Raw genomic sequence first — 25,962 nt, forward strand, 5'->3', positions numbered from 1 at the left:
GTTGGGAACAGTTCGAACAAGACAATTGCTCAAGTTTCTGAGGAGGCTACGAAAATGACTGACGATCAGCAGCCGCAGGCGTTCCGGACCGAGCACGACTCCATGGGCGAGGTACGGGTCCCCGCACACGCCAAGTGGCGCGCGCAGACCCAGCGCGCGGTGGAGAACTTCCCGCTCTCCGGGCAGCGCATCGAGCGCGCCCACATCGAGGCCCTCGCCCGGATCAAGGCTGCCGCCGCCCTGGTCAACGCCGAGCTGGGGGTGGTGGACGAGGACGTGGCGCAGGCGATCCGGTCCGCCGCGGCCGAGGTCGCCGAGGGGCGCTGGGACGAGCACTTCCCCGTCGACGTGTTCCAGACCGGGTCCGGGACCTCGTCCAACATGAACACCAACGAGGTGATCGCCACCCTGGCCACCGAGCGGCTCGGGCGCGAGGTCCACCCCAACGACCACGTCAACGCCTCGCAGAGTTCCAACGACGTCTTCCCCTCGTCGATCCACATCGCCGCCACCGCCGCCGTCTCCCGCGAGCTGATCCCGGCCCTGGAGCACCTCGCCGCCGCCCTGGAGCGCAAGGCGGCCGAGTTCGCCGAGGTGGTCAAGGCCGGGCGCACGCACCTGATGGACGCCACCCCGGTCACCCTCGGCCAGGAGTTCGGCGGGTACGCGGCCCAGGTCCGCTACGGCGTCGACCGGCTGCGGGCCGCGCTGCCGAGGCTGGCCGAACTGCCGCTGGGCGGTACGGCGGTGGGCACCGGCATCAACACCCCGCCCGGGTTCTCGGCGGCCGTGATCGCCGAGGTGGCCGACGCGACGGGGCTCCCGCTGACCGAGGCGCGCGACCACTTCGAGGCGCAGGGGGCGCGGGACGCGCTGGTGGAGACCTCGGGGGCGCTCCGTACGATCGCCGTCTCGCTCACCAAGATCTGCAACGACCTGCGCTGGATGGCCTCCGGCCCGCGCACCGGATTGGCCGAAATCAATCTGCCGGATCTCCAGCCGGGGTCCTCGATCATGCCCGGGAAGGTCAATCCGGTCGTCCCCGAGGCCGTGCTGATGATCGCCGCGCAGGTGATGGGGAACGACGCGACGGTCGCCGTGGCGGGCGCCGCCGGCAACTTCGAGCTCAATGTGATGCTCCCGGTCATGGCCCGGAACCTGCTCGAATCGATCCGCCTGCTCGGCAACGGGAGCCGGCTGCTGGCCGACCGCACCGTGGACGGAATCACCGCCAACTCCGAGCGGGCCAGGGAGTACGCGGAGTCCTCGCCGTCGGTGGTGACCCCGCTCAACCGGTACATCGGCTACGAGGAGGCGGCCAAGGTGGCCAAGCGGGCGCTCGCGGAGCGGAAGACGATCAGGGAGGTCGTGCTGGAGTCCGGCTACGTCGACCGGGGCGCGCTCACCCTCGCGCAGCTGGACGAGGCGCTCGACGTACTGCGGATGACCCGGCCCTGAAACCGGTTCCGGACATGGGCCGAATCCGGTCGTTTACCGTCCCCGGACCCCACCGTGACCTGCACCGCAGCATCTCGCGGGGCCGCCGCCCTAAGATCTGCGCATGACAGGTACCTACGGGGGGCCCGGGGGCGGCGCGGTACGGCCCGCCGCGGGGGACGGGACGCGTGAGCAGCACTGGGCGCCCGGGGAGCAGATCCTCTGGCGCTACCGCGACCACGCCCCGGGGCCGGCCGGCCCGTTCCACATCGCCCGCCCGGTGACGGTGGTGCGCGACACCGACGAACTGCTCGCCGTGTGGATGGCGCCCGGCACCGAATGCGTCAAGCCCGTGCTGGCCGACGGCAGTCCGGTGCACCGGGAGCCGCTCGCCACCCGGTACACCGCGCCGCGCACCACCGCGCGCTCGCGCTGGTTCGGCGGGGGCGTGCTGAAGCTGGCCCGGCCCGGGGAGCCGTGGTCGGTCTGGCTGTTCTGGGACGACGACTGGCACCTGCGGAACTGGTACGTCAACCTGGAGGAGCCCCGCACCCGGTGGGCCGGCGGGGTCGACTCCGTGGACCACTTCCTCGACATCGCGGTCTACCCGGACCGCAGCTGGAAGTGGCTGGACGAGGACGAGTTCGCGCAGGCGCAGCGGATCGGCCTGATGGACCAGGACCAGGCGTGCCGGGTGGTGGACGCGGGGCGCGCGGCGGTGGAGGTCGTCAAGGCCTGGGGGGCTCCGTTCTGCGACGGATGGCAGGACTGGAGGCCCGATCCGGCCTGGGGAGTTCCGGTTCTGCCCGAGGACTGGGACCGCACCCCGGCGCATATGACCTCATGAGACCCTTGATGCGCCCCCGGGGTTCAAACGTAGGATCGTCCTCCGCAGGTCGCGCACGAGGGGCCACACTGGTCCCGCATCCGTAAATGACCTGCGGCGACCGGGACTTGACCGGAGGTCGACGCGAGCGAAAGGTAACGAGCGGGACGCGGTACCCGGGGGTGATGGTGCCCCCGCCGCTGAGCGGGTATACCGCGACTGACCGAGTTGAGTGCAGCGCACATCGAGCGCAAACGGACGGAATTCCACGCGTGACGGAGTACCCCACCTCCCAGGAGGGCCCGCAGCCCACCGTCGCCTCCGGCGGAGGTACGGATGAGCTCGGCCACGGCAAGGCCCCCATCGCGGCCGCCGAGGCCGTACGCACGCATGCCGACTTCCCGCGCCCGCGCGGCACCACCGGGGAGGGCTCCGGGCACGGCCCGGCGGACACGGCCGCGGCCTCCGCCCGCGGCCGGGACGGCGAGGCCGCGCGCAACGCCGGCCGGCGCGGCCCGGCCGACGGGGCTCCGGGCGGCGAGCCGGCCGGCGACGGGGCTGCCGCGGCGGCCGTACGGGCGGTCCCGCTCGCGGGCACGGGTGCCGGATCCGGCCCGGGCTCCGGGCCCGGCGAGGTCGGCGTGGCCCGCCGCGAGGGCGACCGGCTGCGCTTCGTCGGCGCCGCCACGCGCCGGATCGCGCGGGGCATCGACCTCGACGAGATCGTGCTGGGCCTGTGCCGGGCCACCGTGCCGACGTTCTCCGACGCCATCCTCGTCTACCTGCGCGACCCGCTGCCCGTCGGCGACGAGCGGCCCGTCGGCCCGGTCGTTTTAAGGCTGCGCCGCACCGACCGGCTCCGGCCGATCGACGACCTGACCGACGCCGCCGAGGGCGCCGGGGCCGCGGGGGCCGCCGGCGAGCTCGACTTCAGCCAGCTGCCGCTGGTCGGCCCGCAGGGTGACCTGCCCGCGGCCGAGCTGTGCGAGATCCGCCCCGGCGGGGCCCTCGCCGAGGTGCTGCGCGGCGTACGGCCGGTCTTCGGGTCGGCCGCCGGGGCCAAGGACGCGCTCCCGGAGCTGCTGGGCACCGACCATCCCGTGCCGCGCGGCCAGCGGGCCATCCTGGCCCCGCTGCGGGGCCGCCGGCGCGTGATCGGCGCGGCCGTGTTCCTGCGCACCCCCGACCGGGACGCGTTCGAGCAGAACGACCTCCTCGTCGCCGCGCAACTGGCCACCCACACCGCGCTCGGCATCGACAAGGCGGTGCTCTACGGACGCGAGGCGTACATCGCCGACGAGCTCCAGCGCACCATGCTGCCCGACGGCCTCCCCCAGCCCACCGGGGTCCGCCTGGCCTCCCGCTACCTGCCCGCGGCCGAGACGGCCCGGGTGGGCGGCGACTGGTACGACGCCATACCTCTGCCCGGCAGCCGGGTCGCGCTGGTCGTCGGCGACGTCATGGGCCACTCCATGACCTCGGCGGCGATCATGGGCCAGCTGCGCACCACCGCGCAGACCCTGGCGCAGCTGGACCTGCCGCCGGCCGAGGTCCTGCACCACCTGGACGAGCAGGCCCAGCGGCTGGGCTCCGACCGCATGGCCACCTGCCTGTACGCGGTCTACGACCCGGTCTCGCACCGCATCACCATCGCCAACGCCGGCCACCCGCCGCCGGTGCTGCTGCACCTGGGCGGCCGCGCCGAGGTGCTGCGCGTCCCGCCCGGCGCCCCCATCGGGGTCGGCGGGGTGGACTTCGAGGCCGTGGAGCTGGACGCCCCGGCCGGGGCCACCCTGCTGCTGTACACGGACGGGCTGGTGGAGTCCCGGCTGCGGGACGTGTGGACGGGCATCGAGCAGCTGCGCGAGCGCCTCGCGACCACCGCGCAGCTGACCGGGCTGGACCACTCGCCGCCGCTGGAGGCCCTCTGCGACGACGTGCTGGACATGCTGGGCCCGGGCGACCGGGACGACGACATCGCGCTGCTCGCGGCCCGCTTCGAGGGCATCGCGCCCAGCGACGTGGCGTACTGGTTCCTGGACCCGGAGGAGACCGCTCCCGGCCGGGCCCGCCGGTTCGCCCGCCGCGCGCTGGCCCGCTGGGGCCTGGAGGAGTTGAGCGACTCGCTGGAACTGCTGGTCAGCGAGGTGGTCACCAATGCCGTCCGGTACGCCGAGCGGCCGGTGACGCTGCGCCTGCTGCGCACGGACGTGCTGCGCTGCGAGGTCGGCGACGACTCCCCGCAGCTGCCGCGCCAGCGGCGGGCCCGGGACACCGACGAGGGCGGGCGCGGCCTGTTCCTGGTCAACCGGCTCGCCCGGCGGTGGGGCGCGACCCGTCTGAGCAGCGGAAAGGTGGTCTGGTTCGAGCTCCCGTTGCCGGGGGCGCACGAGCGGCGCTGACCACGCGGAAACGGAACGGCCCCGCAGCGGGATCGCTGCGGGGCCGTTCTCGTGTGCGCCTAGCGCTCCAGCAGGTTCGGCTGGGGCGGCTGCGGCGGTGTCGGGTCCTTCGTCGGCGGGGTCGGCTTGCCCGTCGGCGGGGTCGGCTTGCCGGTCGGCGGCGTGGGCTTGCCGGTCGGCGGGTTCGAGCCGCCGGAGCTGCCCGACGGGTCCGGGGTGCCGGACGGGCGGACGGTGCCGGAGCCGGTCGGCGACGGGGAGCCGGAGCCACTGGGGCTGGTCGACGGGGTGGCGGCCCGGGAGGGCGCCGGGGTGCCCATCCTGGCGTCGTCCAGGTCGAACTGGCCCGTGGTCTGGCCCTTGAGCGCGGCCGTCGTGTACGCCTGCCAGATCTGCGCGGGGAAGCTGGAGCCGCCCGCGCGGCCCTTGCCGGCGGTACCGGTCAGGGTGACCTGGCCGTGGGTGTTGGGGTCCTCGCCGAACATCGCGACGACGGTGACCAGTTCCGGGGTGTAGCCGGTGAACCAGGCGGCCACGTTGGACTCGGTGGTACCGGTCTTGCCGGCGGCCTCGTAGGCGGAGCTGCGGACGGCCTTGCCGGATCCGTTCTCGACGACGCCGGTGAGGACCTTGGTCACGGTGTCGGCGGTGGTGCTGGTGAGCACCTGGGAGCCGATGGGGTTGACCGCCTCGAACTCGCCGTCCTTGTGCTCGGCCTTCTTGATGATGGTCGGGGTGACCTTCTTGCCGTGGTTGTCGAGGGTGGCGTAGACGGCGGCCATCTCGACGGTGTTGGCGCTCATCGTGCCGAGCGACATGGCGGGCTTGTCGGCCGGCCAGCCCGGGCGGTCGATCATGCCCATGGAGATGGCGGTCTTCTTCACGTTCGTCGGCTTGGCGTCGACGATCATCTGGGCGTACACCGAGTTGACGGAGGAGTTGGTGGCCTCCTGGACCGAGAGCATCGGGTCGCCGTAGTTCTCGTTGTCCTGGTTCTGCGGGGCGAACGGGGTGTCGCTGCCGACCACCTGGCGCTTGCTGGTGCCGTCGTAGAGGGTGCTCGGGTTGATCGGGCGGCCGTCCTGGGTCTTGGACCCGTTCTCCAGGGCGGAGGCCAGCACGATCGGCTTGAAGGTCGATCCCGGCTGGAAGTCGCTGCGCAGGGCGTTGCTCGCCGACTTCTCGGTCAGGCCCACGCCGCCGTACATCGCGACGATGTGGCCGGTCTTGGCGTCGACGGAGGTGGCGCCGGCCTGGACGCTCTGGTCCTGGGGCCGGTTCTTGGTGTCCTTGCGGTCGAGCTTGGACTCCAGCTCGTCCTGGACGGCCTTCTCCAGCGCGGCCTGCTTCTTCTTGTCGATGGCGAGGGTGATCGTCCAACCGCCGGCGTTGATCTGGGCGTCCTTGATCCCCTGCTTGTTCATCTCGGCCTCGGCGGCCTGGATGAGGTAGCCCTTCTGGCCGTCCATGCCCGGACGCGGCTTGGGCTTGATCGGCTCCTGGAACTTCAGGGTCTGGCGCTTGGCCTGGTCCAGCTTGCCCATCTCGACCATGTTGTCGAGGACGGCGTTGAAGCGGATCATCACGAGCCGCTTGCCGTTGGGGCCGGCGGTCGCCCAGTCGTACTGGCTGGGGGCCTGGATGACGGCGGCGAGGTAGGCGCCCTGCTCCAGGGTCAGCTTGTCGGAGTCGACGCCGTAGTAGGCCTGGGCGGCGGCCTGGATGCCGTACGCGTTGCGGCCGTAGAAGTTGGTGTTCAGGTAGCCGGCGAGGATGTCCGGCTTCTCCATCCGCTGGTCGACCTTGAGCGAGATGATCAGCTCGCGCAGCTTGCGCGTCGGCGACTGGTCCTGGGTCAGGTAGTAGTTCTTGACGTACTGCTGGGTGATCGTCGAACCGCCGGCCGTGCCCTTGCCGCGGACCGTGTTGACGAGGCCGCGGAGCACACCCATGGCGTCGACGCCGCGGTCCGTGTAGAAGGTCTTGTTCTCGATCGCGATGAACGCGGTGCGGACGTCCTCGGGGATCTTGTCGATCGTGACGATCTCGCGGTTCATGTCGCCGGTGCGAGCCATGATCGAACCGTCGGCGTACTTGTACGTGTTGCTCTGGAGCGTCGCGGTCTTGTTCGGGTCGTTCGGCTCGTCCACGGAGAAGTAGAGGGCTATGCCCGCGACCACCAGCAGGAGTATGCCGCCGAGGAAAGTCCCCAGCAGCGTCTTCCAGTTGAGGAAGCGGCGTATGCCGCTGCGCTTCCCGGCCGCCTTGCCCGGGCGCCCGCCGGCGCGCCCGCTCGGCGCTTTCCGCGCACCGCGTTGCTGCTGCGCCCGTCGCGCATCTGCTCGGCCCATCGCTCCCGCTCCGCTCGATTACCCCCCCGACGTCAGCTCAGAAAACTAACACCGCAGGCTGTGACAAAGGTTGATCAACCCAGATCAATACCGGTCAATTCGGACGTGAGAATCAGCACCCACTCCGATGGAACCGACGCCCACGATGCCGGAAGGGTTGCGGTGTCCGCAAAAAGTGATATCACTTTGATAGAGCGGCACGACCGACGACGGCCGAACAGAACCGACCAAACGGGGGCATTCCATGGCAAACGCAGCGGACGCGGGACCTGGCGGAGTACGGGAGTTCACAGCGCGCAGCGTCGGCGGCGGACCCGCCCTGCTGCTCGGGCTGGCGGGCGTTGCGGGCGGCGCGGCCCTGCTGGCGCTCGCCGCAGTGTCGGGCGCGGCGGCGGTCAAGGCGTCCCTGATCCCGCTGGGCGTCCTGCTCATCGTCGCCGCCTTCTTCGCGATGACCGGCCTCAACACCGTGGCCCCCGGCGAGGCCCGGGTGGTCCAGCTGTTCGGCCGCTACCGGGGCACCGTCCGCACGGACGGACTGCGCTGGGTCAACCCGCTGACCTCGCGTCAGAAGATCTCCACCCGGGTGCGCAACCACGAGACGGCCGTCCTCAAGGTCAACGACGCCTACGGCAACCCGATCGAGCTCGCGGCCGTCGTGGTGTGGAAGGTCTCCGACACCGCGCGTGCCGTCTTCGAGGTCGAGGACTTCACCGAGTTCGTCGAGACCCAGACCGAGGCGGCGGTCCGGCACATCGCGATCGAGTACCCCTACGACGCCCACGACGAGGGCGGCCTGTCGCTGCGCGGCAATGCCGAGGAGATCACCGAGAAGCTCGCGGCCGAGCTGGCGACCCGGGTCGAGGCGGCGGGCGTGGAGATCATCGAGTCCCGCTTCACGCACCTCGCGTACGCTCCGGAGATCGCCTCCGCGATGCTCCAGCGCCAGCAGGCGGGCGCGGTCGTGGCGGCCCGCAAGCAGATCGTCGAGGGCGCGGTGGGCATGGTGGAGCTCGCCCTGACCCGGCTGGCCGAGGAGGACATCGTGGACCTGGACCCGGAGCGCAAGGCCTCCATGGTCTCGAACCTGATGGTGGTGCTGTGCGGCGACCGCGCGGCGACGCCGGTCATCAACACGGGCACCCTCTACCAGTGACCCCCTCCGCCGCCCCCCGCCCCGGCGGCCCCCAGGGCCCGGGGGCCGGTTCCGGCTCCGGTTCCGCCCCGGGCCCGGGCCCGGCCGAGGACAAGCCCGCCCGGGCGGCACGGCAGGCGCGCAAGCAGGTGCTCCTGCGGCTCGACCCGCAGGTCTACGACGCCCTCGCGCGCTGGGCGGGCGAGGAGCTGCGCAGCGCGAACGCGCAGATCGAGTTCCTGCTGCGCAGGGCCCTGTCCGAGTCGGGCCGGCTCCCCGGCGGCGCCGCCCCGATCCCCCCGCGCGGCCGCCCCCGCAACGCACCCGATTCCTGATCCCGCACACCCGTGAGCCCGTAGGCCCGTCCAGGCCCGCCGACCTCCCGCCGGCGGGCCTTCGGCGTTCCCCGCTGCCCATATCCGCACGCCAATGACCTATACACCAGGCGTATACACGACGTGTATAGTCGCCGCCATGTCCATCGGCCACACCCTGCTCGGCCTCCTGGAGGCCGGCCCGCGCCACGGTTACGACCTCAAGCGCGCCTTCGACGAGACCTTCGGCCACGACCGCCCCCTCGCCTACGGGCAGGTCTACTCGACCATGTCCCGGCTCCTGAAGAACGGCCTCGTCGAGGTCGACGGGGTCGAGAGCGGCGGCGGTCCCGAACGCAAGCGGTACGCGATCACCGACGCCGGCATCACCGACGTCGAGCACTGGCTCTCCCAGCCCGAGAAGCCCGAGCCGTACCTCCAGTCCACCCTGTACACCAAGGTGGTCCTGGCCCTGCTCACCCACCGCAGCGCCGGCGAACTCCTGGACACCCAGCGCGCCGAGCACCTGCGGCTGATGCGCATCCTGACCCAGCGCAAGCGCAAGGGCGACATCGCCGACCAACTGGTCTGCGACCACGCCCTGTTCCACCTGGAGGCCGACCTGCGCTGGCTGGAGCTCACCGCCGCCCGCCTCGACCAGCTCGCCCGGGAGGTACGCCGATGACCCCGGCCGGCACCCTGCTCGCCGCCGCGGACCTGCGCAAGGCCTACGGGCCCACCAAGGCCCTGGACGGCGCCGGGTTCTCCATCCACCCCGGCGAGGTCGTCGCCGTCATGGGGCCCTCCGGTTCCGGCAAGTCGACGCTGCTGCACTGCCTAGCCGGGATCGTCACCCCCGACTCCGGCACCGTCACCTACGCCGGCCGCGAGCTGTCCGCGATGAACGACGCCGAACGCAGCGCGCTGCGCCGCGGCGAGTTCGGCTTCGTCTTCCAGTTCGGCCAGCTCGTCCCCGAGCTGACCTGCGCGGAGAACGTGGCCCTGCCGCTGCGCCTGGCCGGGGCGCGGCGCAAGGAGGCAGAGGCGACCGCGCTGCGCTGGATGGAGCGGCTCCAGGTCGAGGACCTCGCCGCCAAGCGCCCCGGTGAGATCAGCGGCGGCCAGGGCCAGCGGGTGGCCGTGGCCCGGGCCCTGGTCACCGGACCCCGGGTGATCTTCGCGGACGAGCCCACGGGCGCCCTGGACTCCCTCAACGGCGAGCTGGTGATGCAGCTGCTCACCGAGGCCGCCCGGTCCGCGAACGCCGCCGTCGTCCTCGTCACCCACGAGACCCGCGTCGCCGCGTACTCCGACCGCGAGATCGTCGTGCGCGACGGCCGCTCCCGCGACATGGAGCCGGTCGTATGAGCGCGCCCGGCAGGGCCCTCACGTGGTCCCGGGACCTCGCCATGGGCGTCCGGTTCGCCCTCGGCGGCGGCCGCGAGGGGTGGCTGCGGACCCTGTTCACCGGCGTGGGCGTCGGCCTCGGCGTCGCGCTCCTGCTGATCAGCACGGCCGTCCCGGGCGCGCTCACCGCCCGCGCGCAGCGCGGCGACGCCCGCTCCCTCCTGGGCGCCCCCACCGCCGAGGCGCCGGGCCGCGACACCCTGCTGATAGGCCGGGCCGACATGACGTACCGCGGCCAGGACATAGAGGGCCGGCTGCTCAAGCCGGAGGGCCCCGACGCCCCGCTCCCGCCCGGCCTGGAGGCCTTCCCCGCCCCGGGCGAACTGGCCGTCTCCCCCGCCCTGCGGGAGCTGCTGCGGTCCGCGGACGGCGCCCTGCTGCGCGAGCGCCTCGACGGCAGGATCGGCGGGGTCGTCGGCGACGCCGGCCTGACCGGCCCGGCCGAGCTCATCTTCTACCGGGGCGCCGACAGCCTCCCGGCGACCGAGCCGGGCGAGTTCCGCGTCCAGCGCGTCACCGGCTTCGCCGCGGATCCGGGACGCCCGGAGCTCAGCCCGGTGCTGATGCTCACGGTCCTGCTGACCTTCGTCGCCCTGCTGCTGCCGGTCGTCGTGTTCATCGCCGCCGCCGTCCGCTCCGGCGGGGAGCGGCGCGACCAGCGGCTCGCCGCGCTGCGCCTGGTCGGCGCCGACGCGCGGACGGTACGCCGGATCGCGGCCGGCGAGGCGCTGGCCGGAGCGGTGGCCGGGCTGCTGCTGGGCTCCGCGTTCTTCGTGGCCGGCCGGCGGCTGGTCGGCTCGCTCTCCCTCGGGCAGCGCAGCGTCTTCCCGGCCGACCTCACCCCCGCGCCGGGGCTGGTCGCCCTGGTGGCCCTCGCCGTGCCGGTCGCGGCCGTGGCCGTGACCCTGTTCACGCTGCGCGGGGTCGTCATCGAGCCCCTGGGCGTCCTGCGGACCGCTGTGCCGCGCCGGCGCCGCGTGTGGTGGCGGCTGCTGCTGCCGCTCGGCGGGCTCGGGCTGCTCCTGCCGCTGGCGAAGCGCGGCTTCGACGGCGGCCGGTTCAACCAGTGGCAGGTCAGCGGCGGCGTGGTGCTGCTGCTGGTCGGGGTCACCGCGCTGCTCCCCTGGCTGCTGGAACGCTGCGTCGGCCGGATGCGCGGCGGGCCCGTCTCCTGGCAGCTGGCCGTACGCCGCCTCCAGGTCTCCAGCGGCCCCTCCGCACGCCTGGTCAACGGCATCGCGGTGGCGGTCGCCGGGGCCATCGCCCTCCAGATGCTCTTCTCGGGCGTCGAGGGCGACCTCACCGAGGAGACCGGGCAGGACCCGTCCCGGGCCTCGGTCGCGGTCATGATGCACGGCGGTACCGAGTCCGGTCTCGAAGCCCTGGGCCGGCGGATCGCCGGGACCCCCGGTGTCACCCGGGCCGTCCCGCTGAACACCGTGGGCATCGCCCGGCAGGTCCCGAGCCCCGGCTCGCCCGACCTGACCATCGGCACCTGCCAGGCGCTCGCCGAGGTCGCGGAGCTCGGCGCCTGCCGGGACGGTGACGTGTTCGTCCTCGGCGGCGGCCCGCTGGAGGGGGCGATCGGTCCCGGGGACCGGGTCTTCGCCGGTGACGTCAGGATCACCGCGGAGGCCTCGGCCGCCCTGGGCGGGAAGACCGTCGAGTGGACCGTCCCGGCCGGCGTCCGCACCGTCCCCGCCCGCGAGGACCCGACGGGCAAGCTCCGGTCCGGGGTGCTGGCCACCCCGTCCGCCGCCCCGACGGGCATGGGGCGCGCCCAGTTCGCGCAGGTCTACGTCCAGCTCGACGACTCCGTGCCGGACGCGCTGGACCGGGTGCGCACGGCCGCCTTCAAGGCGGACCCCTTCGCCACGGCCATGACCCTGCGGTCCACGCAGCAGTACCGCGCCTTCACCGGGATCCGGGCCGGGCTGTTCTTCGGCGCGGCCGGCGTCCTGGTCCTGATCGGCACGAGCCTGCTGGTCGGCCAGCTGGAGCAGCTGCGCGAGCGCAGGAGGCTGCTCGCCGCCCTGGTCGCCTTCGGTACCAAGCGCTCGACGCTGTGCCTGTCGGTGCTCTGGCAGACGGCCCTGCCGGTGGCCCTCGGGCTGGTCCTGGCGGCGGGTGCCGGCATCGGGCTGGGCTCCGTGCTGATGGGGATGGCGCACGTCCCGGTCCGGGTCGAGTGGACCCCGGTGCTCCTGCTGACCGGCGCCGGCGCGGGGCTGGTGGCCGCGGTCACCCTGCTCAGCCTGCCGCCGCTGCTGCGGCTGATGCGCCCGGACGGGCTGCGCACGGAGTAGCCCGCGGAGCCGTACGCCCGCCCCGACGGCCTGTTCCGCCGGACAGGCCCTAGTCGGCCGGCCAGACCGGGAGGGGGCGTACGGCTTCGCGCAGCGCGGCCGCGATGGCCCGGAACTCGTCCTGCCGGGCCGTCCCCGTCCGCATGGCCAGCGCGATCCGCCGCGAGGGCGCCGGCTCGGCGAAGTAGCCGGTGGCCAGGTACTCGTTGCGCGCGGTCTCCAGCCGCAGCGCGGTGCGCGGCAGGAGGGTCACGCCGAGACCGCCCGCGACGAGCTGGACGAGCGTGGAGAGCCCCGCCGCGGTGGTGGTGACGTCCGCTCCGGCTCCGCGTCCCGCCTCGCGGCAGATGTCCAGGGCCTGGTCGCGCAGGCAGTGCCCCTCGTCGAGCAACAACAGCTGGAGTCCGCGCAGTTCCTCGCGCGGGATGTCGCGCCGCCCGGCGAGCGGGTGTTCGCGGGGTGCCAGCAGGACGAAGTCCTCGTCGAAGACGGGCAGTTCGGTGATGCCGGGGACGCCCAGCGGCACCGCGAGCAGCAGCAGGTCCAGCCGCCCGCCGGCCAGCCCCTCCAGCAGCGGGGCCGTCTGCTCCTCGTGCACCTGGAGGTCCATGCCGGGGTAGCGGCGCTGGAACAGCCCGAGCACGGTCGGCAGCAGGTAGGGGGCCACGGTCGGGATCACCCCGAGCCGCAGTACGCCGGTGAAGGGGGCCCGTACCGAGTCGGCCTCCTCCAGCAGCCCGCCCAGCGCGTCGAGCACGCCCCGCGTGCGCACCGCGATCCGCTCCCCCGCCGGGGAGAGCAGCACCTTGCGGGTGGTGCGCTCCAGCAGCCGCACCCCGAGCGCCTCCTCCAGCGCGGAGACGGCGCCGGAGAGCGCGGGCTGGCTCATTCCGATCGCGGCGGCGGCGTCGCGGAAGTGCAGGTGCTCGGCGACCGCCGCGAAGGCGCGCAGCTGCGCCAGCGTCGGCTGCTTCGGTCCTCTACTACTGACAGCCACTGATAGGTACCTCCGATCACCCGCCACAAGAGTAGCTATTTCCGTAATCAATGCTGCTGTGCCAGCATGTGAGATCCGTCCAACCCCTTCGGAAAGCCCCCAAAAGGGTCACTTTCCATTCTGCAAGGAGTGAGTGTGCTCACTGTCGGTGACAAGTTCCCCACCTACGATCTGACCGCCTGCGTCTCCCTCGACGCCGACAAGCAGTTCGCGCAGATCGACCACAAGTCCTACGAGGGCAAGTGGCGCGTGGTGTTTTTCTGGCCTGCCGACTTCACCTTCGTGTGCCCGACCGAGATCGCCGCGTTCGGCAAGCTGAACGACGAGTTCGCGGACCGCGACGCGCAGATCCTCGGCGTCTCCGGCGACTCCGAGTACGTCCACCACGCCTGGCGCAAGGACCACGCCGACCTGCGTGACCTGCCCTTCCCGATGCTGGCCGACGTCAAGCACGACCTGATGCAGGCCTGCGGCGTCGAGGGCGAGGACGGCTTCGCCAAGCGCGCGGTCTTCATCGTCGACCCGAACAACGAGATCCAGTTCGCCATGGTGACCGCCGGTTCCGTGGGCCGTAACCCCAAGGAGGTCCTGCGGGTCCTCGACGCCCTGCAGACCGACGAGCTGTGCCCCTGCAACTGGACCAAGGGCGACGACACCCTGAACGCCGGCGCCCTGCTGGCCGGTGAGTGACGGATGTCCCTCGACACCCTGAAGTCGGCCATACCGGACTTCGCCAAGGACCTGAAGCTGAACCTCGGTTCGGTCATCGGCAACCAGGACACCCTGACCCGGCAGCAGCTGTGGGGCACCGTCCTGTCCTGCGCGATCGCCGCCCGCTCCCCGCGCGTCCTGCGTGAGCTGGAGCCGGAGGCCAAGGCCGCGCTGTCCCCGGAGGCGTACGGCGCCGCCAAGTCCGCCGCCGCGGTCATGGCGATGAACAACGTCTTCTACCGGACGCGCCACCTGCTCTCCGACCCGGAGTACGGCACGCTGCGCGCGGGCCTGCGGATGAACGTCATCGGCAACCCGGGCGTGGAGAAGGTCGACTTCGAGCTGTGGTCGCTCGCGGTCTCCGCGATCAACGGCTGCGGCCAGTGCCTGGACTCGCACGAGCAGGTCCTGCGCAAGGCGGGCGTCGACCGCGAGACGGTCCAGGAGGCCTTCAAGATCGCCTCGGTGATCCAGGCCGTCGCCGTCACCCTCGACGCGGAAGCGGCCCTCGCCGCCGAGTAGTCACCCGCCGGGGTGCTCCTGCGCGCCACCGTGCCCCCGCAGCCCGCAAGGGCTGCGGGGGCACGTCGCGTTCCGGGTCACTTCCTGCGCAGCCGGTCCATCAGCGCGCGCATGTCCTCGACCATCGCCGCCTTGACGGCGTTCTCGTCGCGGTCGCCGCCCTCGCCGTCCTGGCCCGGCCACCACTGGACCCGCATGGTGAAGACCGCCCCGCCGTCGAGCACCTGGAGCCGGGGCGCCTCCTCCTCCCCCAGGAACACCGCCCGCTCCCCGAGCCCGGGGACCTGCTCCGGCGGGAGGGACGCGCGGCGCAGGTTCAGGTTGAAGGTGGGTCCGTGGCCGAACTCGGCATCGGGGTCGGTCTTCTTGTGCAGTTCGACCAGCACCAGGGCGTCGTGGGTGGGGAGGCTGTCGCCCCGCCCGCCGACGGAGAAGCACTGGGACCAGTCCAGTGCCGCGCTCTGGTCGTGGCTCGGCATGCCCACGCCCAAGCCCCCGAGCACCGCCCCCACGGCCTTCAGCGGGACCTCCCCGCACAGCTGCTCGCTGTGCCGGTACGCGAGGGGCGGCCCGGCGGCGGCGTAACGTTCCTGCACCACCAGCACCCCCGCCCACACGGCGGAGGCCAGCACGGCCCCGCCCATGGCCCAGAGCCAGGGAGCGCGTCGGCGCCCCTCCCGGCCCCCGGGCCGTTCCGACGGGCCCGGGAGCTCGGCCGGGGAGGCCTCGGCCCACTCCCCTTCGAGCTCAGGCTCGCTGATCATCCCCGGCCTCCAGCGCGGCGGCCCGTACCGCCGTGGCCCCGTGCGGGCCCGGACCCGTGGCGGCGACGACCCCGAGCTGCCGCTCGCGGGAGTACGCCCTCAGGTACACCACCACGGTGTTGGTGACGGCCACCAGCGGCACCGCGACGACGGCCCCGCCGATGCCCGCGATCATCCCGCCGGCGGCCACCGCGAGCACCACCGCGAGCGGGTGGACCCGTACGGCCCGGCCGAGGATGAAGGGCTGGAGCACGTGCCCCTCGATCTGCTGGACCGCCAGCACCACGCCCAGTACCGCCAGGGCGATGACGGGCCCCTGGGTGACCAGCGCCACGACCACGGCGAGCGCGCCGGAGATCACGGCTCCGACGAGCGGGATGAAGGCGAACAGGAAGATGAACACGGCCAGCGGCACGGCCATCGTCACGTCGAGGAAGTACAGCCCGAGGCCGATGAAGACGGCGTCGATCAGCGCGACGAGCACCGTGCCGCGCACGTACGCGGTCAGCGTGCGCCAGGCGCGCGGACCCGCGCCCGCGACACCGGGGCGGGCGGCGGCCGGGACGAGGCCCAGCACCCAGGTCCAGATCCTCTTGCCGTCGTAGAGCAGGAAGAGCGTGGAGAACATCGCGAGCAGCATGCCCGTCATCACCTCGACGAGCACCGTCACGCCCTGGAGGCCGGCGGAGGTGATCTCCTCGGTGTTGGTGCCGATGGTCTCGCTGAGGTTCTTCGCGATGTCGTTGATCTGCTTCTCGGTCACGTGGAACGGACTGTCCAGTGCCCAGGTCTTGAGCTCGTTGATGCCCTCGCGGAGCCGGTTGGAGAGGTCGTCCAGGTTCTCCATGACCTGCCAGACCACGAACCAGCCGACCAGCCCGATGACGACGAAGCCGAGGATCGCCGTGACGGCCGTGGCGAGCCCGCGCGGCAGTCCGAGCCTGCGCAGCCGCACCACGAACGGCTGGAGCAGCGCGGTGACGAGCAGGGCGGCGGCGAAGGCGAGGACGACCAGGCGGACTTCGCTGATCACCTTCATCAGGACCCAGACCATTCCGGCGAGGAGCAGCAGCCGCCAGCTCGCCTCGGCGGCGACCCGCACCCCCCACGGGATGACGGTCACCGGGTCGGGCCGCTCGGGCGGCGGGAGCACCCCGGGCGCGCCCGGCGCCGCGGCACCCCGTGCCGCCGCCTCCGAGGCGGGGGCGGGAGCGGGCAGCGGCGGTTCGCCGACGGTCTCGGCCTCGACCTCGGCCCGCCGCTCGTCCAGGGCCGCCTCCATCCGGCTCAGTCTGCTGCCGAGCCGGCCGAGCCAGCCTGCCCTCTTCGCCATGTCGTTCCTTTCCCCCCGCCCAGCGGTGACACCTCGCACGACCGTACACGCGAGGAACCCCACACCGTCGGACGGTGCGGGGTTCCCCGAGGTCGTGCGCGGGCCCTGTGCCAGGGCTCTAGTACCAGCCGTTGGCCTGGTGGAAGCTCCAGGCGCTGCACGGGCTGCCGTAGCGCTCGTTCATGTAGCCCAGACCCCACTTGATCTGGGTGGCCGGGTTGGTGCGCCAGTCGGAGCCGGCCGAGGCCATCTTCGAACCGGGGAGCGCCTGGACCAGACCGTAGGCTCCCGAGGAGGAGTTGACGGCCTTGTAGTTCCAGGTGGATTCCTGGTTGATGATGTTCGAGAAGCACTGGAACTGGCCCGCCGGGACCAGCTGCCGGGCGATGTCCTTGACCTGGGCGACCGTGTAGGAGCCCTGGACCGGGAAGTCGCCGGCGTCGCGGGCCGCGGAACGGCTGGCGACCTCGCCCTCCTCCTCGCGCTGCTCCTTGAGCTTGGCGTCGGCTTCCGCCTTCTTCACCTGCTCGGCCTTCTCGGCCTCCGCCTTCTTGGACTTGGCGTCCTCGGCGGCCTGGATGCGGGCGGCCTCCTCCACCGAGCGCTTGGCGTCGGCGTCGGCGGCGTGGGCGATGGTGTCGGCCTGCTGCGCCAGCGTGGCGCTCTGGACCTGGGCCTGCTCGCCGACCGGGAGGTCGGTGAGGAGAGTCGCGCCGGAAGCGGTCGTCTCGATGTCGTTGGAGGCGGCATCGCCAGTGGCGACGCCCACGACTGCGCCGACGGTGGTGACCGCGGTGGCCGAAGCCACTGCGAACCCCCGGACCGAGATCCGGCTCACACGGTGTCCTTCCAGCAGCGTCCGCAGTGACCGCGCGGTCGCAAGAGTGCCCCCTCGACACTGGTCTCCGTGGTGTTGAGGTCACCGGAGACACTGGCCCGTGGGCAACTCCCTTGCGGGGGCTGCCGGCTGTACCGGGCGGCATACGGACATCGGCTGTGGAGTTGTTCGTACTGCGCGTATCTCAACCGGAGATACAGGTGTGCCGTATGCGGGGCCTGACGGAGAACAGACTCTGCCGGACCTCGACGCCGCAGGGCAATTCTGCGTTGCGTGTGAAAGGTCACACCTGCCGTGATGCCGGTGATTCGGGAAAACGCCTGTGCAGCAGGGCGCCGCCCGGCTAGGCTCCTGGGCCTTTGCCGGGCGGCGCCAACTTACCGTCCCGCTATGGGGGTTTTACCCCGTTCCCTCCTAGAGGGTCTCCAGCATTTCCGTCACCAGTGCGGCGATCGGGGAGCGCTCGGAGCGGGTCAGCGTCACGTGGGCGAAGAGCGGATGCCCCTTCAGCTTCTCAACGACGGCGACCACTCCGTCGTACCGGCCGACGCGCAGATTGTCGCGCTGGGCCACGTCGTGGGTGAGAACGACCCGCGAATTGGCCCCGATACGGGACAGAACGGTCAACAGGACGTTGCGCTCCAGCGACTGGGCCTCGTCCACGATGACGAACGCGTCGTGCAGCGAGCGGCCCCGGATGTGCGTGAGCGGCAGGACCTCCAGCATCCCGCGCCCCAGCACCTCCTCGATGACCTCGCGCCCGGCGACCGCCGAGAGGGTGTCGAAGACCGCCTGCGCCCAGGGGCTCATCTTCTCGGCCGCGTCTCCGGGCAGATAGCCGAGGTCCTGGCCGCCCACCGCGTACAGCGGCCGGAAGACCATGACCTTCTGGTGCTGCCTCCGCTCCAGCACCGCCTCCAGGCCCGCGCACAGCGCCAGCGCCGACTTGCCGGTGCCGGCCCGGCCGCCCATCGAGATGATCCCGATCTCCGGGTCGAGGAGCAGGTCCAGGGCGATGCGCTGCTCGGCGCTGCGCCCGTGCAGGCCGAAGGCCTCGCGGTCGCCCCGTACGAGCTTCACGTTGCCGTCGGCGGTGACCCGGCCCAGGGCCTTGCCGCGCTCGGACTGGAGGACCAGCCCGGTGTGCACGGGCAGTTCCGCGGCCTCCGGTACGTGGAGCCGCTCCTCGGAGTAGAGGAGGTCCACCTGCTCCCCCGACAGGGCGAGCTCGCTCATGCCGGTCCAGCCGGCGTCGGTGATGGCGAGCTCCGCGCGGTACTCCTCGGCGAGCAGCCCCACGGAGGAGGCCTTGATGCGCAGCGGGAGATCCTTCGAGACGACCGTGACGTCGTAGCCCTCGGCCTGGAGGTTGCGGGCGACCGCGAGGATCCGCGAGTCGTTGTCCCCGAGCCGGAAGCCCGCCGGCAGGACGCCGGGGTCGGAGTGGTTGAGCTCGACGCGCAGCGTGCCGCCCAGATCTCCCAGCGGGATGGGGGCGTCGAGGCGACCGTAGCGGACCCGGAAGTCGTCGAGCAGGCGCAGGGCCTGACGGGCGAAGTAGCCGAGTTCGGGATGGTGCCTCTTGGCCTCCAACTCGGTGATCACCACGATCGGGAGCACGACCTCGTGCTCGTCGAAGCGGGAGAACGCGTTGGGGTCTGCCAGCAGGACGCTGGTGTCGAGGACGTAGGTCCGCCTGTCGGGCAGGCGGCGCTTTGTGCTGGTCACCACGGAAGGACGTACCCCCTCGGAAGAGGTCGGGCCATGAAGACCGGACCGGTCATCGGCGCCAGTGCCAGGGCCGACTTCCGGCCCTCCAATCCGTCCGTGCGAACCGCACGCGCGTCCTGGTGCAAAGGGCCTCCCGGGCGGACGGCCCTGTGCCGTCCGCTGAGACTCGACACCCGTGGATCGGGCGTCGACCTGCCTGGGTTATGCCCTCGAACGTGCGGTGCCATGCCATGGCATATGACGGACGCTCGGTGAATCCCTGGTGAAGGGTTCGCGTGGGGCCGAGGGGGGTGTCCTGTGGGTGGGTCAGGTGCCGTAGCGCCGGTGGCGGGCGGCGTAGTCGCGCAGGGCGCGCAGGAAGTCGACCTTGCGGAAGGCCGGCCAGAAGACCTCGCAGAAGTAGTACTCCGAGTGGGCGCTCTGCCACAGCATGAACCCCGACAGCCGCTGCTCGCCGCTGGTGCGGATCACCAGGTCGGGGTCGGGCTGGCCGCGGGTGTAGAGGTGCTCCGCGATGTGGTCGATGTCCAGGACCTCGGCGAGCTCCTCGAAGGACGTGCCCTTCTCGGCGTGCTCCAGCAGGAGCGAGCGGACCGCGTCGGCGATCTCCTGGCGGCCGCCGTAGCCCACGGCGACGTTGACCAGTATCCCGTCGATGTCGTGGGTGGCCTGCTCGGCCTCCTTCAGCACCGTCTGGGTCTGCGCGGGCAGGATGTCCAGGTTGCCGACGTGGTGGACGCGCCAGCGGCCGTCCTCGGCGAGGCCCCGGACCGTGTTCTCGATGATGTTGAGCAGCGGCCGGAGCTCGACCTCCGGCCGGTCCAGGTTGTCCGTGGAGAGCATCCACAGGGTGACGACCTCGACGTCCGTCTCCGTGCACCAGCCGAGCATCTCGGAGATCTTGTCGGCGCCGGCCTGGTGGCCCTGCACCGTCGTGCCTCCGGACGCCTTGGCCCAGCGCCTGTTCCCGTCCAGGATGACGCCGATGTGCTTGGGCGACGCGTCATGGTCGAGGCGGCCTTCCACCCGGCGTGCATAGAGCCTGTACACCAGGTCGCGCAGCTTCACGATCTTCGAGCCCCTCCGTGCAATGCCCCCGTGCGAATTGCGGTCTCCCCCGAGTCCGCCACATTACTGCGCACCGGGATCGGGTACCCAACTCGGTCTGTCACAAGTCCGTGATAGCAAGGACATCGTGACTGATAACAATCCCTATCGGGCAGAGACCTCGCGCTACGACTCCATGCCCTACCGGCGCACGGGTCGCAGCGGCCTCAAGCTCCCCGCGATCTCCCTGGGCCTCTGGCACAACTTCGGGGACGACCGCTCCCTGGAGTCCCAGCGCGCCATCCTGCGCCGCGCCTTCGACCTCGGCGTGACCCACTTCGACCTGGCCAACAACTACGGCCCGCCGCCCGGCTCCGCCGAGCTGAACTTCGGCAAGGTCTTCGCCCAGGACTTCGCGCGGTACCGCGAGGAGCTGGTGCTCTCCACCAAGGCCGGCTACTTCATGCACCCCGGCCCGTACGGCGAATGGGGCAGCCGCAAGTACCTCCTCGGCTCGCTCGACGCCTCGCTGAAGCGGATGGGCGTGGACTACGTCGACGTCTTCTACTCGCACCGCTTCGACCCGGAGACCCCGCTGGAGGAGACCATGGGCGCGCTCGCGTCCGCGGTCCGGCAGGGCAAGGCGCTGTACGTCGGCGTGTCCTCGTACACGGCGGAGCAGACGGCGGAGGCCGCGCGGATCCTGACGGACATGGGCGTGCGCCCGCTGATCCACCAGCCCTCGTACTCCATGATCAACCGCTGGACGGAGGAGGACGCGCTGCTGGACACCCTGGAGGAGGCCGGCATGGGCTGCATCTCCTTCGCGCCGCTCGCGCAGGGCATGCTGACCGGCAAGTACCTCCAGGGCATCCCGGAGGACTCCCGGGCGGCCGCGGGCAAGTCCCTGAACCCCGCGCTGCTGTCGGAGGACGTGGTGCGCCGCCTGCGCGGCCTGAACGACATCGCGGCCCGGCGCGGCCAGTCCCTGGCCCAGCTGGCGCTGACCTGGGTGCTGCGCGACGAGCGGATGACCTCCGCGCTGATCGGCGCGTCGAGCGTGAAGCAGCTGGAGGAGAACGTGGCCGCGCTGGCGGGTGCGCCGCTCACGGAACAGGAGCTGAAGGAGATCGACTCCTTCGCGGTGTCCACCCCCGGCACCAACATCTGGGCCCAGCGCGGCTGACCTGCGCTTTTGCCCTGAGGGCGCGTGGAACAGAAAACGGGCCGGTCCGTGGGGGGGATACGGACCGGCCCGAGGGGGGGGTTCCACCATAACCCTTCGTAAAGCGTCCTGCGTGCATTGCCGCAAAACGATTACGCTCCGAATCCGCCCAGCAGCACTCCGGTGAGGGCTCCGGCGGCCATGAAGGGGCCGAAGGCGAACCCCTGGTCGCGGCCCGCGCGGCCGCTCAGCACAAGGCCGAGGCCGTATACGGCGCCGTAGAGCAGCCCCAGGAACGCCCCGGCCGCCCATACCCCCCACCCGTACCACCCAAGAGCGACCCCCAGGGCGAGCGCCAGCTTGACGTCCCCCAGCCCCATCCCGGCGGGGTTGATCAGGAACAGCACGAGGTACGCGGCCCCGAGCGCGAGTCCGCCCAGCAGGGCGAGCCGCCAGGACCCGGCGGCGCCGGGCAGCAGCGCGGCCGCGCCGAGCAGCGCGGCGCAGGCGGCGGCCAGGGGCAGGGTGAGCACGTCGGGGAGCCGGTGCACGGCGAGGTCGACGACGGCCAGCAGGACGAGCACCGGCGCGAGCGCGACGAACACGGCCGCCTCGGGCCGGGGGCCGAGCCCTGCCCCGAGTGCGGCGCACACCCCGGCGGTGATCCCGCCGGTCCAGCCGGTGCGGGGGCCGTAGGGCCGCGCCGTCGGCCCGCCGGGGGTGCCGGGGGCGCTGGGGGCGCACCGGGCGGGCCCGAGCCAGCCCCGCAGCGGGTGGCCGTCGGGGCAGCGCCCGCGCCAGGGCCGGCCCGGTTCCACCGAGAGGCGGTACGCCGCGCGGGGCAGCGCCAGGCCGGCGGTGGCGCCGTACGCGGCGGCGGCGAGGGTGATCACGAGTGCGCCCATCCGGTGACGGTAGGCCGCCGGGCGCTCCGCGGGATGGGCCCCGGGACCCAACGCCGCCGTCCCGCCGACGGGGCGCGGCCGCTGCGCGGGGCGAGGTCCCCCGCCCGCCCTTCCACCGTTCCCCGGGGGCTCCGCCCCTGACCCCGTTGCGCTCGAACGCCGCGCGGACCGGATGGTGCCGCGCAGCGGCAAATCCGGCCCCGCCGGCGTATGAGGCGCGGGGGTCCGGGGCGGAGCCCCCAGGAGGCGGCGCCGAGCCCTAGGGTGACCCGCATGGCGTACTGGCAGGACGGCCCCGGCACCCTCCTCATCGGCACCGTGGCCGTACCTCTGGAGGTCGCGGCCTCCTACCGGGCCCGGACCCGCGGCCTGCTCGGCCGCGACGGCGTGGAGGGGGCGCTGCTGCTGACGCCGGCGGGGAGCGTGCACACCTTCCGGATGCGGTTCCCGATCGACGTGGCCTACCTCGACCGCCGGATGCGCGTGATCGCCCTGACCACCATGCCCCCGGGCCGCCTGGGCCTGCCCCGGCTCCGCTCCCGGCACGTGCTGGAGGCCGAGGCGGGGGCGATGGCCGGCTGGGGCCTGGCCGTGGGGAGCCCGGTCGCCGTCTCGACCTCTCGGCACGGGGCGGTAGGTTGGGGCGGTTGAGCTGGGGTCTCAGGGGAGCGGCATGACGGAGAACGCGCGGATCAAGGCGCTGGAGCAGATCATGCCGGCGACGCACGGCGCCGACGAGGACGTCGACTGGCAGGCGGCGGAGGCCGTGTGGGGGACCCGGTTCCCGGCCGACTTCGTGGCGTTCATGGGGCGTTACGGGGCCGGTTCCATCAACGGCGAGGCCAGCATCCTGCTGCCGCTGCCCAAGCCCGGACTCCAGTGGGACCCGGCCGAGATGGCCGAGGAGACCGCCAACGCCCGGCAGCTGTGGGACGCCGGGGGCGGCCGGGCGGCCTTCGACGTGGACCCGGAGTCGATCATCGCCTGGGGCGTCACCGGCGGGTCCGACATCCTGTGCTGGCTCACCACCGACCCCGACCCGGACCGGTGGCCGGTGCTGGTCGCCGGACGGCACACCGCCGACGCCTTCGCCGTCCACCCGTACGGCATGGCCGAATTCCTGCTCCGGCTCTGCTCCGACGAGTTCGACGTGAGCCCCGTGAGCATCACCTTCTGGGACGCCGGCCACCTCAGCTTCGTCCACTGGCGCAAGGCCCAGCGCCGCTGGCAGGAGGGCCGCAACCCCGAGACGGGCGAGCCGGACCCCTACGCCGGCGAGTTCGCCGACTAGCAGCCGAAATCACACCCAGCCCGTTTCCGGCCCGGAAACGGGCTTTTCGGCATGTCTACGCGCGTCGCCTATCCCTTGGCCATATCGGAAAACACAATCGGGAAATCCCCCGGTTGGAGCATTGAACACAACTGCCGACCCAATGCGTTCAAGCCGACCGCCCTCGGGAGAGAATTCCGGCCAGACGGGCCACGGCGGGACACCCCAGCCCGGAGCAACTCATAAGTAATAACGGGACTCAAAAGAAAATCAGGGGTATCCACCCGTGCGACGAAGAATGTTCGGCGCGGCCGCCACAGCAGCCGTGTTCGGTCTACTGATACCGCTGTCCGGCTGCGGAAGTTCCTCCGGTGACGGCGGCGCCGACACGCTGCGGCTGATCGCGGCCGAATACGGCAACACCCCCGCCACCAGTTCCAAGGCTTTCTGGGACAAGGTGACGGCCGATTTCACCAAGGCGAACCCCGGCATCAAGGTCGAGGTCAAGCTCCTCCCGTGGGCCGACATCGACCGCGAGGTCTCCCGTATGGTCGACGCGGGCAAGGCGCCGGACATGGCCCTCATGGGCTCCTACTCCGACTTCGCCGCCGAGGGCAAGCTGTATTCCGCGGAAGAACTGCTCTCGATCAGCGCGGAGGCGAACTTCCTCCAGCCCCTCGCCGAGGCCGGGTCGGTCGGCAACACCCTCTACGGCCTGCCCTTCGTGGCGAGCAGCCGCCTGCTCTTCTACAACACCCGGCTGTTCGCGGACGCCGGCCTCGTCGCCAAGGACGGCTCGCCCACCTGGCAGCCGAAGACCTGGGCGGACCTGGAGACCGCCGCCAAGGCGCTCAAGGGCAAGGGCGTGAAGTACCCGTACGCCCTGCCGCTGGGCCCCGAGGAGGCGCACGCGGAGGCGATGATCTGGGAGCTGTCCAACGGCGGCGGCTACGCCGACAGCAGCGGCAACTACAGCCTGGCCTCCGACCAGAACATCCAGGCCTTCAACTGGCTCCAGACCAAGATGGTGAACCCCGGGCTGACCGGCCCGACACCGCCCTCGCAGCTCAACCGCGCCGACGCCTTCGCGGCGTTCCTGCGCGGCGAGGTCGGCATGCTGAACGGCTACCCGTCCCTCTCCCACGAGGCGCGCGCCAAGGGCATCACCGTCGGCGCCGTGGCCATGCCGGTCTCGGACTACCTCGGCACCGGCGAGACCCCGCCGACCGTGGGCGTGGCCGACTGGATGATGGCCTTCAAGCAGAACGGCAAGCGCGAGGAGATCGGCAAGTTCCTGGACTTCGTCTACCAGGACAAGAACCTGTCGGACTTCGCGGGCCGCTACCACCTGCTGCCCTCGACCGTCACGGCCTCCCGCACCCCTTCGGGCGGCGGCCTCGACAGGAACGACGAGCAGTTCCTGACCGCCCTGCGCGGCGCCCAGCTCTACCCGGTGAACAACCCGGCCTGGATGTCGGTCAGCGACACCATCAAGCGCAACATCGGACGGGCCCTCGAACCGGGCGCCAGCCCGAAGGCCGTCCTGGAGGACATCGCCGCGAAGGCGAGCGCCGCCTCGAAGAAGAAGCACTGAAAGTCCCCTGCGACAAGGGACCTTCGCCTCCCTGCCGCACCCCATCCCGTACGGCAGAATGGCTGTCGGCACTCGATCCGAGGCCGCGGCCCCGTCGCCCGCCGAGCACCCACAAGGTGCGCGGGGCGACAGGCCTCCCCCTCCCCATCTCCGCCCCTGCCTCCCGCTACGACCCGCCGTTCTCCGCGGAGAACGCCTTGCGGTACCGCTCGCAGCCGGAGTCCCAGCGCAGGGTGCCCGTCAGCGTCCCGTAGTGGGTGCGCGTGACCGACCACTCCACCGTGTACTCGCCGGTGTCGCACGCGATCTTCTTGTCTCCCGCGACCTTCTGACGCCCCGTCGCCGGCTGCCCCGTCAGCTTCCGCTCCACCTCCGCCCGCGCGACCCCCTTCGCGTCGCGCAGCACGGCGTGCACGACGATCGGGTGCGTACCGTTCTTGGTGGTCAGGCCCTGGTTCACGAGGGCGTCGGAGACCGCCCAGGCGAACTCGTACGAGGGCTGCCAGGAGAGCGTGGCCGGGTCGGGGACCTGCCGCTCGCTCCTCGGGTCGTGGGGGTGCGACGGGCGGGAGACCGTCGAGTACCGGATCCCCGGGTGGAAGCGGGCCTGGCCCTCCAGCTTGTGCTTCTTGTTCTCCGTCCACACGGACTTCATCGCGTGCTCACCCCCGGCCGGGTCCTGGAGGTAATCGGTGCCCGGGGCAGCGGTGGCGGACGTCTGGCCGAGGGCTGGGGCGACGGCCGCGGCTGCCGCGGCGAGGGCGAGGGCGGCGGTGCGAGTGCGCTTCATGCCCGGACCAACGGGCCCCCGCGGCGGGCCGGAACGACGCCGTGCGCGCGTTCACCCGTACGGAGCGGCCGGCGGACGCGCAGGTGACAGATTCCCTTCCGGACCGAAATGCGCGCC

General features: G+C 72.1%; 23 protein-coding genes. 14 read left to right on the forward strand and 9 right to left on the reverse strand.

Annotated features, from left to right (window positions below):
* The first annotated feature begins 54 nt into the window (after positions 1-54).
* From ACZ597_RS03245 to ACZ597_RS03255, 3 genes are all read left to right on the forward strand, one after another.
* Complete coding sequence (locus ACZ597_RS03245) at positions 55-1,458, forward strand: class II fumarate hydratase (RefSeq protein WP_471324212.1); 1,404 nt, start codon at positions 55-57, stop codon at positions 1,456-1,458.
* Between the two features lie 103 nt (positions 1,459-1,561).
* Entirely contained in the window at positions 1,562-2,284 is a 723-nt protein-coding gene (gene fomD / locus ACZ597_RS03250) for a cytidylyl-2-hydroxypropylphosphonate hydrolase (protein ID WP_471324215.1), read from the forward strand.
* Between the two features lie 251 nt (positions 2,285-2,535).
* Positions 2,536-4,665: a SpoIIE family protein phosphatase gene (locus ACZ597_RS03255; RefSeq protein WP_471324217.1), complete on the forward strand. Its 2,130-nt coding sequence runs from the start codon at positions 2,536-2,538 to the stop codon at positions 4,663-4,665.
* A gap of 59 nt (positions 4,666-4,724) precedes the next feature.
* Here the strand turns inward: ACZ597_RS03255 and ACZ597_RS03260 are convergent, their stop codons facing one another.
* Entirely contained in the window at positions 4,725-7,016 is a 2,292-nt protein-coding gene (locus ACZ597_RS03260; RefSeq protein WP_471324220.1) for a transglycosylase domain-containing protein, read from the reverse strand.
* A 244-nt stretch (positions 7,017-7,260) separates the two neighbouring features.
* Here ACZ597_RS03260 and ACZ597_RS03265 point away from each other — a divergent pair, with 244 nt between their 5' ends.
* The 5 genes from ACZ597_RS03265 to ACZ597_RS03285 all read left to right on the forward strand — a co-directional run bounded on the left by ACZ597_RS03265 (position 7,261) and on the right by ACZ597_RS03285 (position 12,178).
* Complete coding sequence (locus ACZ597_RS03265; protein WP_471324223.1) at positions 7,261-8,172, forward strand: SPFH domain-containing protein; 912 nt, start codon at positions 7,261-7,263, stop codon at positions 8,170-8,172.
* Positions 8,169-8,486: a type II toxin-antitoxin system antitoxin gene (locus tag ACZ597_RS03270; protein ID WP_471324226.1), complete on the forward strand. Its 318-nt coding sequence runs from the start codon at positions 8,169-8,171 to the stop codon at positions 8,484-8,486. Before ACZ597_RS03265 ends, ACZ597_RS03270 begins: the two co-directional genes overlap by 4 nt.
* Before the next feature lie 139 nt (positions 8,487-8,625).
* On the forward strand, positions 8,626-9,150 hold the full coding sequence (locus ACZ597_RS03275) for a PadR family transcriptional regulator (RefSeq protein WP_471324229.1): 525 nt from the start codon (positions 8,626-8,628) through the stop codon (positions 9,148-9,150).
* Positions 9,147-9,833: an ABC transporter ATP-binding protein gene (locus ACZ597_RS03280; RefSeq protein ID WP_471324232.1), complete on the forward strand. Its 687-nt coding sequence runs from the start codon at positions 9,147-9,149 to the stop codon at positions 9,831-9,833. Before ACZ597_RS03275 ends, ACZ597_RS03280 begins: the two co-directional genes overlap by 4 nt.
* Entirely contained in the window at positions 9,830-12,178 is a 2,349-nt protein-coding gene (locus ACZ597_RS03285) for an FtsX-like permease family protein (protein ID WP_471324234.1), read from the forward strand. Before ACZ597_RS03280 ends, ACZ597_RS03285 begins: the two co-directional genes overlap by 4 nt.
* A 49-nt stretch (positions 12,179-12,227) precedes the next feature.
* Here ACZ597_RS03285 and ACZ597_RS03290 read toward each other — a convergent pair whose 3' ends face one another.
* Positions 12,228-13,175, reverse strand: coding sequence for a hydrogen peroxide-inducible genes activator (locus ACZ597_RS03290; protein ID WP_471324236.1), 948 nt, complete (start codon positions 13,173-13,175; stop codon positions 12,228-12,230).
* A gap of 135 nt (positions 13,176-13,310) precedes the next feature.
* Between ACZ597_RS03290 and ACZ597_RS03295 the strand changes: the two genes are divergently transcribed.
* Together ACZ597_RS03295 and ACZ597_RS03300 are read left to right on the forward strand one after the other, a co-directional pair.
* Positions 13,311-13,865: a peroxiredoxin gene (locus ACZ597_RS03295; RefSeq protein WP_469111318.1), complete on the forward strand. Its 555-nt coding sequence runs from the start codon at positions 13,311-13,313 to the stop codon at positions 13,863-13,865.
* Positions 13,866-13,868: 3 nt separating this feature from the next.
* The gene (locus tag ACZ597_RS03300) at positions 13,869-14,408 is read left to right on the forward strand and encodes an alkyl hydroperoxide reductase (protein ID WP_471324239.1); all 540 of its coding nucleotides are present in this window, start codon (positions 13,869-13,871) and stop codon (positions 14,406-14,408) included.
* Positions 14,409-14,485: 77 nt separating this feature from the next.
* Here the strand turns inward: ACZ597_RS03300 and ACZ597_RS03305 are convergent, their stop codons facing one another.
* The 5 genes from ACZ597_RS03305 to ACZ597_RS03325 all read right to left on the reverse strand — a co-directional run bounded on the left by ACZ597_RS03305 (position 14,486) and on the right by ACZ597_RS03325 (position 20,142).
* Complete coding sequence (locus ACZ597_RS03305; RefSeq protein WP_471324240.1) at positions 14,486-15,172, reverse strand: hypothetical protein; 687 nt, start codon at positions 15,170-15,172, stop codon at positions 14,486-14,488.
* On the reverse strand, positions 15,156-16,505 hold the full coding sequence (locus tag ACZ597_RS03310) for an AI-2E family transporter (protein ID WP_471324243.1): 1,350 nt from the start codon (positions 16,503-16,505) through the stop codon (positions 15,156-15,158). The genes ACZ597_RS03305 and ACZ597_RS03310 overlap by 17 nt, the downstream gene beginning before the upstream one ends.
* Before the next feature lie 118 nt (positions 16,506-16,623).
* Positions 16,624-17,343, reverse strand: coding sequence for an aggregation-promoting factor C-terminal-like domain-containing protein (locus tag ACZ597_RS03315; RefSeq protein ID WP_471324245.1), 720 nt, complete (start codon positions 17,341-17,343; stop codon positions 16,624-16,626).
* A 414-nt stretch (positions 17,344-17,757) separates the two neighbouring features.
* The gene (locus ACZ597_RS03320; RefSeq protein ID WP_471324248.1) at positions 17,758-19,074 is read right to left on the reverse strand and encodes a PhoH family protein; all 1,317 of its coding nucleotides are present in this window, start codon (positions 19,072-19,074) and stop codon (positions 17,758-17,760) included.
* A 306-nt stretch (positions 19,075-19,380) separates the two neighbouring features.
* On the reverse strand, positions 19,381-20,142 hold the full coding sequence (locus tag ACZ597_RS03325) for an isoprenyl transferase (protein ID WP_405978907.1): 762 nt from the start codon (positions 20,140-20,142) through the stop codon (positions 19,381-19,383).
* A 127-nt stretch (positions 20,143-20,269) separates the two neighbouring features.
* Here ACZ597_RS03325 and mgrA point away from each other — a divergent pair, with 127 nt between their 5' ends.
* Positions 20,270-21,307: an L-glyceraldehyde 3-phosphate reductase gene (gene mgrA / locus ACZ597_RS03330; protein ID WP_471324251.1), complete on the forward strand. Its 1,038-nt coding sequence runs from the start codon at positions 20,270-20,272 to the stop codon at positions 21,305-21,307.
* A 131-nt stretch (positions 21,308-21,438) separates the two neighbouring features.
* On the opposite strand, the gene ACZ597_RS03335 is transcribed toward mgrA, so the two are convergent.
* Complete coding sequence (locus tag ACZ597_RS03335) at positions 21,439-22,191, reverse strand: prepilin peptidase (RefSeq protein WP_471324254.1); 753 nt, start codon at positions 22,189-22,191, stop codon at positions 21,439-21,441.
* Positions 22,192-22,464: 273 nt separating this feature from the next.
* On the opposite strand from ACZ597_RS03335, the gene ACZ597_RS03340 reads away from it, so the two are divergent.
* The 3 genes from ACZ597_RS03340 (at position 22,465) to ACZ597_RS03350 (ending at position 25,055) form a co-directional block, all read left to right on the forward strand.
* Positions 22,465-22,842, forward strand: coding sequence for a DUF192 domain-containing protein (locus ACZ597_RS03340; RefSeq protein ID WP_471324257.1), 378 nt, complete (start codon positions 22,465-22,467; stop codon positions 22,840-22,842).
* 22 nt (positions 22,843-22,864) lie between these two features.
* Positions 22,865-23,482 (forward strand): SMI1/KNR4 family protein, encoded by a 618-nt coding sequence (locus ACZ597_RS03345; protein ID WP_471324261.1) that lies wholly within the window; start codon positions 22,865-22,867, stop codon positions 23,480-23,482.
* A 265-nt stretch (positions 23,483-23,747) separates the two neighbouring features.
* A complete protein-coding gene (locus ACZ597_RS03350) occupies positions 23,748-25,055 on the forward strand; it encodes an extracellular solute-binding protein (protein WP_471324264.1) in 1,308 nt (435 codons plus the stop codon).
* A gap of 166 nt (positions 25,056-25,221) precedes the next feature.
* On the opposite strand, the gene ACZ597_RS03355 is transcribed toward ACZ597_RS03350, so the two are convergent.
* Positions 25,222-25,845 (reverse strand): hypothetical protein, encoded by a 624-nt coding sequence (locus tag ACZ597_RS03355; RefSeq protein ID WP_471324266.1) that lies wholly within the window; start codon positions 25,843-25,845, stop codon positions 25,222-25,224.
* Positions 25,846-25,962 lie beyond the last annotated feature (117 nt).

The organism is Streptomyces sp. NPDC040718 (genome assembly GCF_055593565.1).

Coding starts and splice junctions, on each gene's coding strand:
- ACZ597_RS03260 (WP_471324220.1), bottom strand. CDS start 7,016: ATGGGCCGAGCAGATGCGCGACGGGCGCAGCAGCAACGCGGTGCGCGG.
- ACZ597_RS03280 (WP_471324232.1), top strand. CDS start 9,147: ATGACCCCGGCCGGCACCCTGCTCGCCGCCGCGGACCTGCGCAAGGCC.
- ACZ597_RS03355 (WP_471324266.1), bottom strand. CDS start 25,845: ATGAAGCGCACTCGCACCGCCGCCCTCGCCCTCGCCGCGGCAGCCGCG.
- ACZ597_RS03265 (WP_471324223.1), top strand. CDS start 7,261: ATGGCAAACGCAGCGGACGCGGGACCTGGCGGAGTACGGGAGTTCACA.
- ACZ597_RS03275 (WP_471324229.1), top strand. CDS start 8,626: ATGTCCATCGGCCACACCCTGCTCGGCCTCCTGGAGGCCGGCCCGCGC.
- ACZ597_RS03300 (WP_471324239.1), top strand. CDS start 13,869: ATGTCCCTCGACACCCTGAAGTCGGCCATACCGGACTTCGCCAAGGAC.
- ACZ597_RS03335 (WP_471324254.1), bottom strand. CDS start 22,191: ATGGGCGCACTCGTGATCACCCTCGCCGCCGCCGCGTACGGCGCCACC.
- ACZ597_RS03345 (WP_471324261.1), top strand. CDS start 22,865: ATGACGGAGAACGCGCGGATCAAGGCGCTGGAGCAGATCATGCCGGCG.
- ACZ597_RS03305 (WP_471324240.1), bottom strand. CDS start 15,172: ATGATCAGCGAGCCTGAGCTCGAAGGGGAGTGGGCCGAGGCCTCCCCG.
- ACZ597_RS03310 (WP_471324243.1), bottom strand. CDS start 16,505: ATGGCGAAGAGGGCAGGCTGGCTCGGCCGGCTCGGCAGCAGACTGAGC.
- ACZ597_RS03245 (WP_471324212.1), top strand. CDS start 55: ATGACTGACGATCAGCAGCCGCAGGCGTTCCGGACCGAGCACGACTCC.
- ACZ597_RS03285 (WP_471324234.1), top strand. CDS start 9,830: ATGAGCGCGCCCGGCAGGGCCCTCACGTGGTCCCGGGACCTCGCCATG.
- ACZ597_RS03340 (WP_471324257.1), top strand. CDS start 22,465: ATGGCGTACTGGCAGGACGGCCCCGGCACCCTCCTCATCGGCACCGTG.
- fomD (WP_471324215.1), top strand. CDS start 1,562: ATGACAGGTACCTACGGGGGGCCCGGGGGCGGCGCGGTACGGCCCGCC.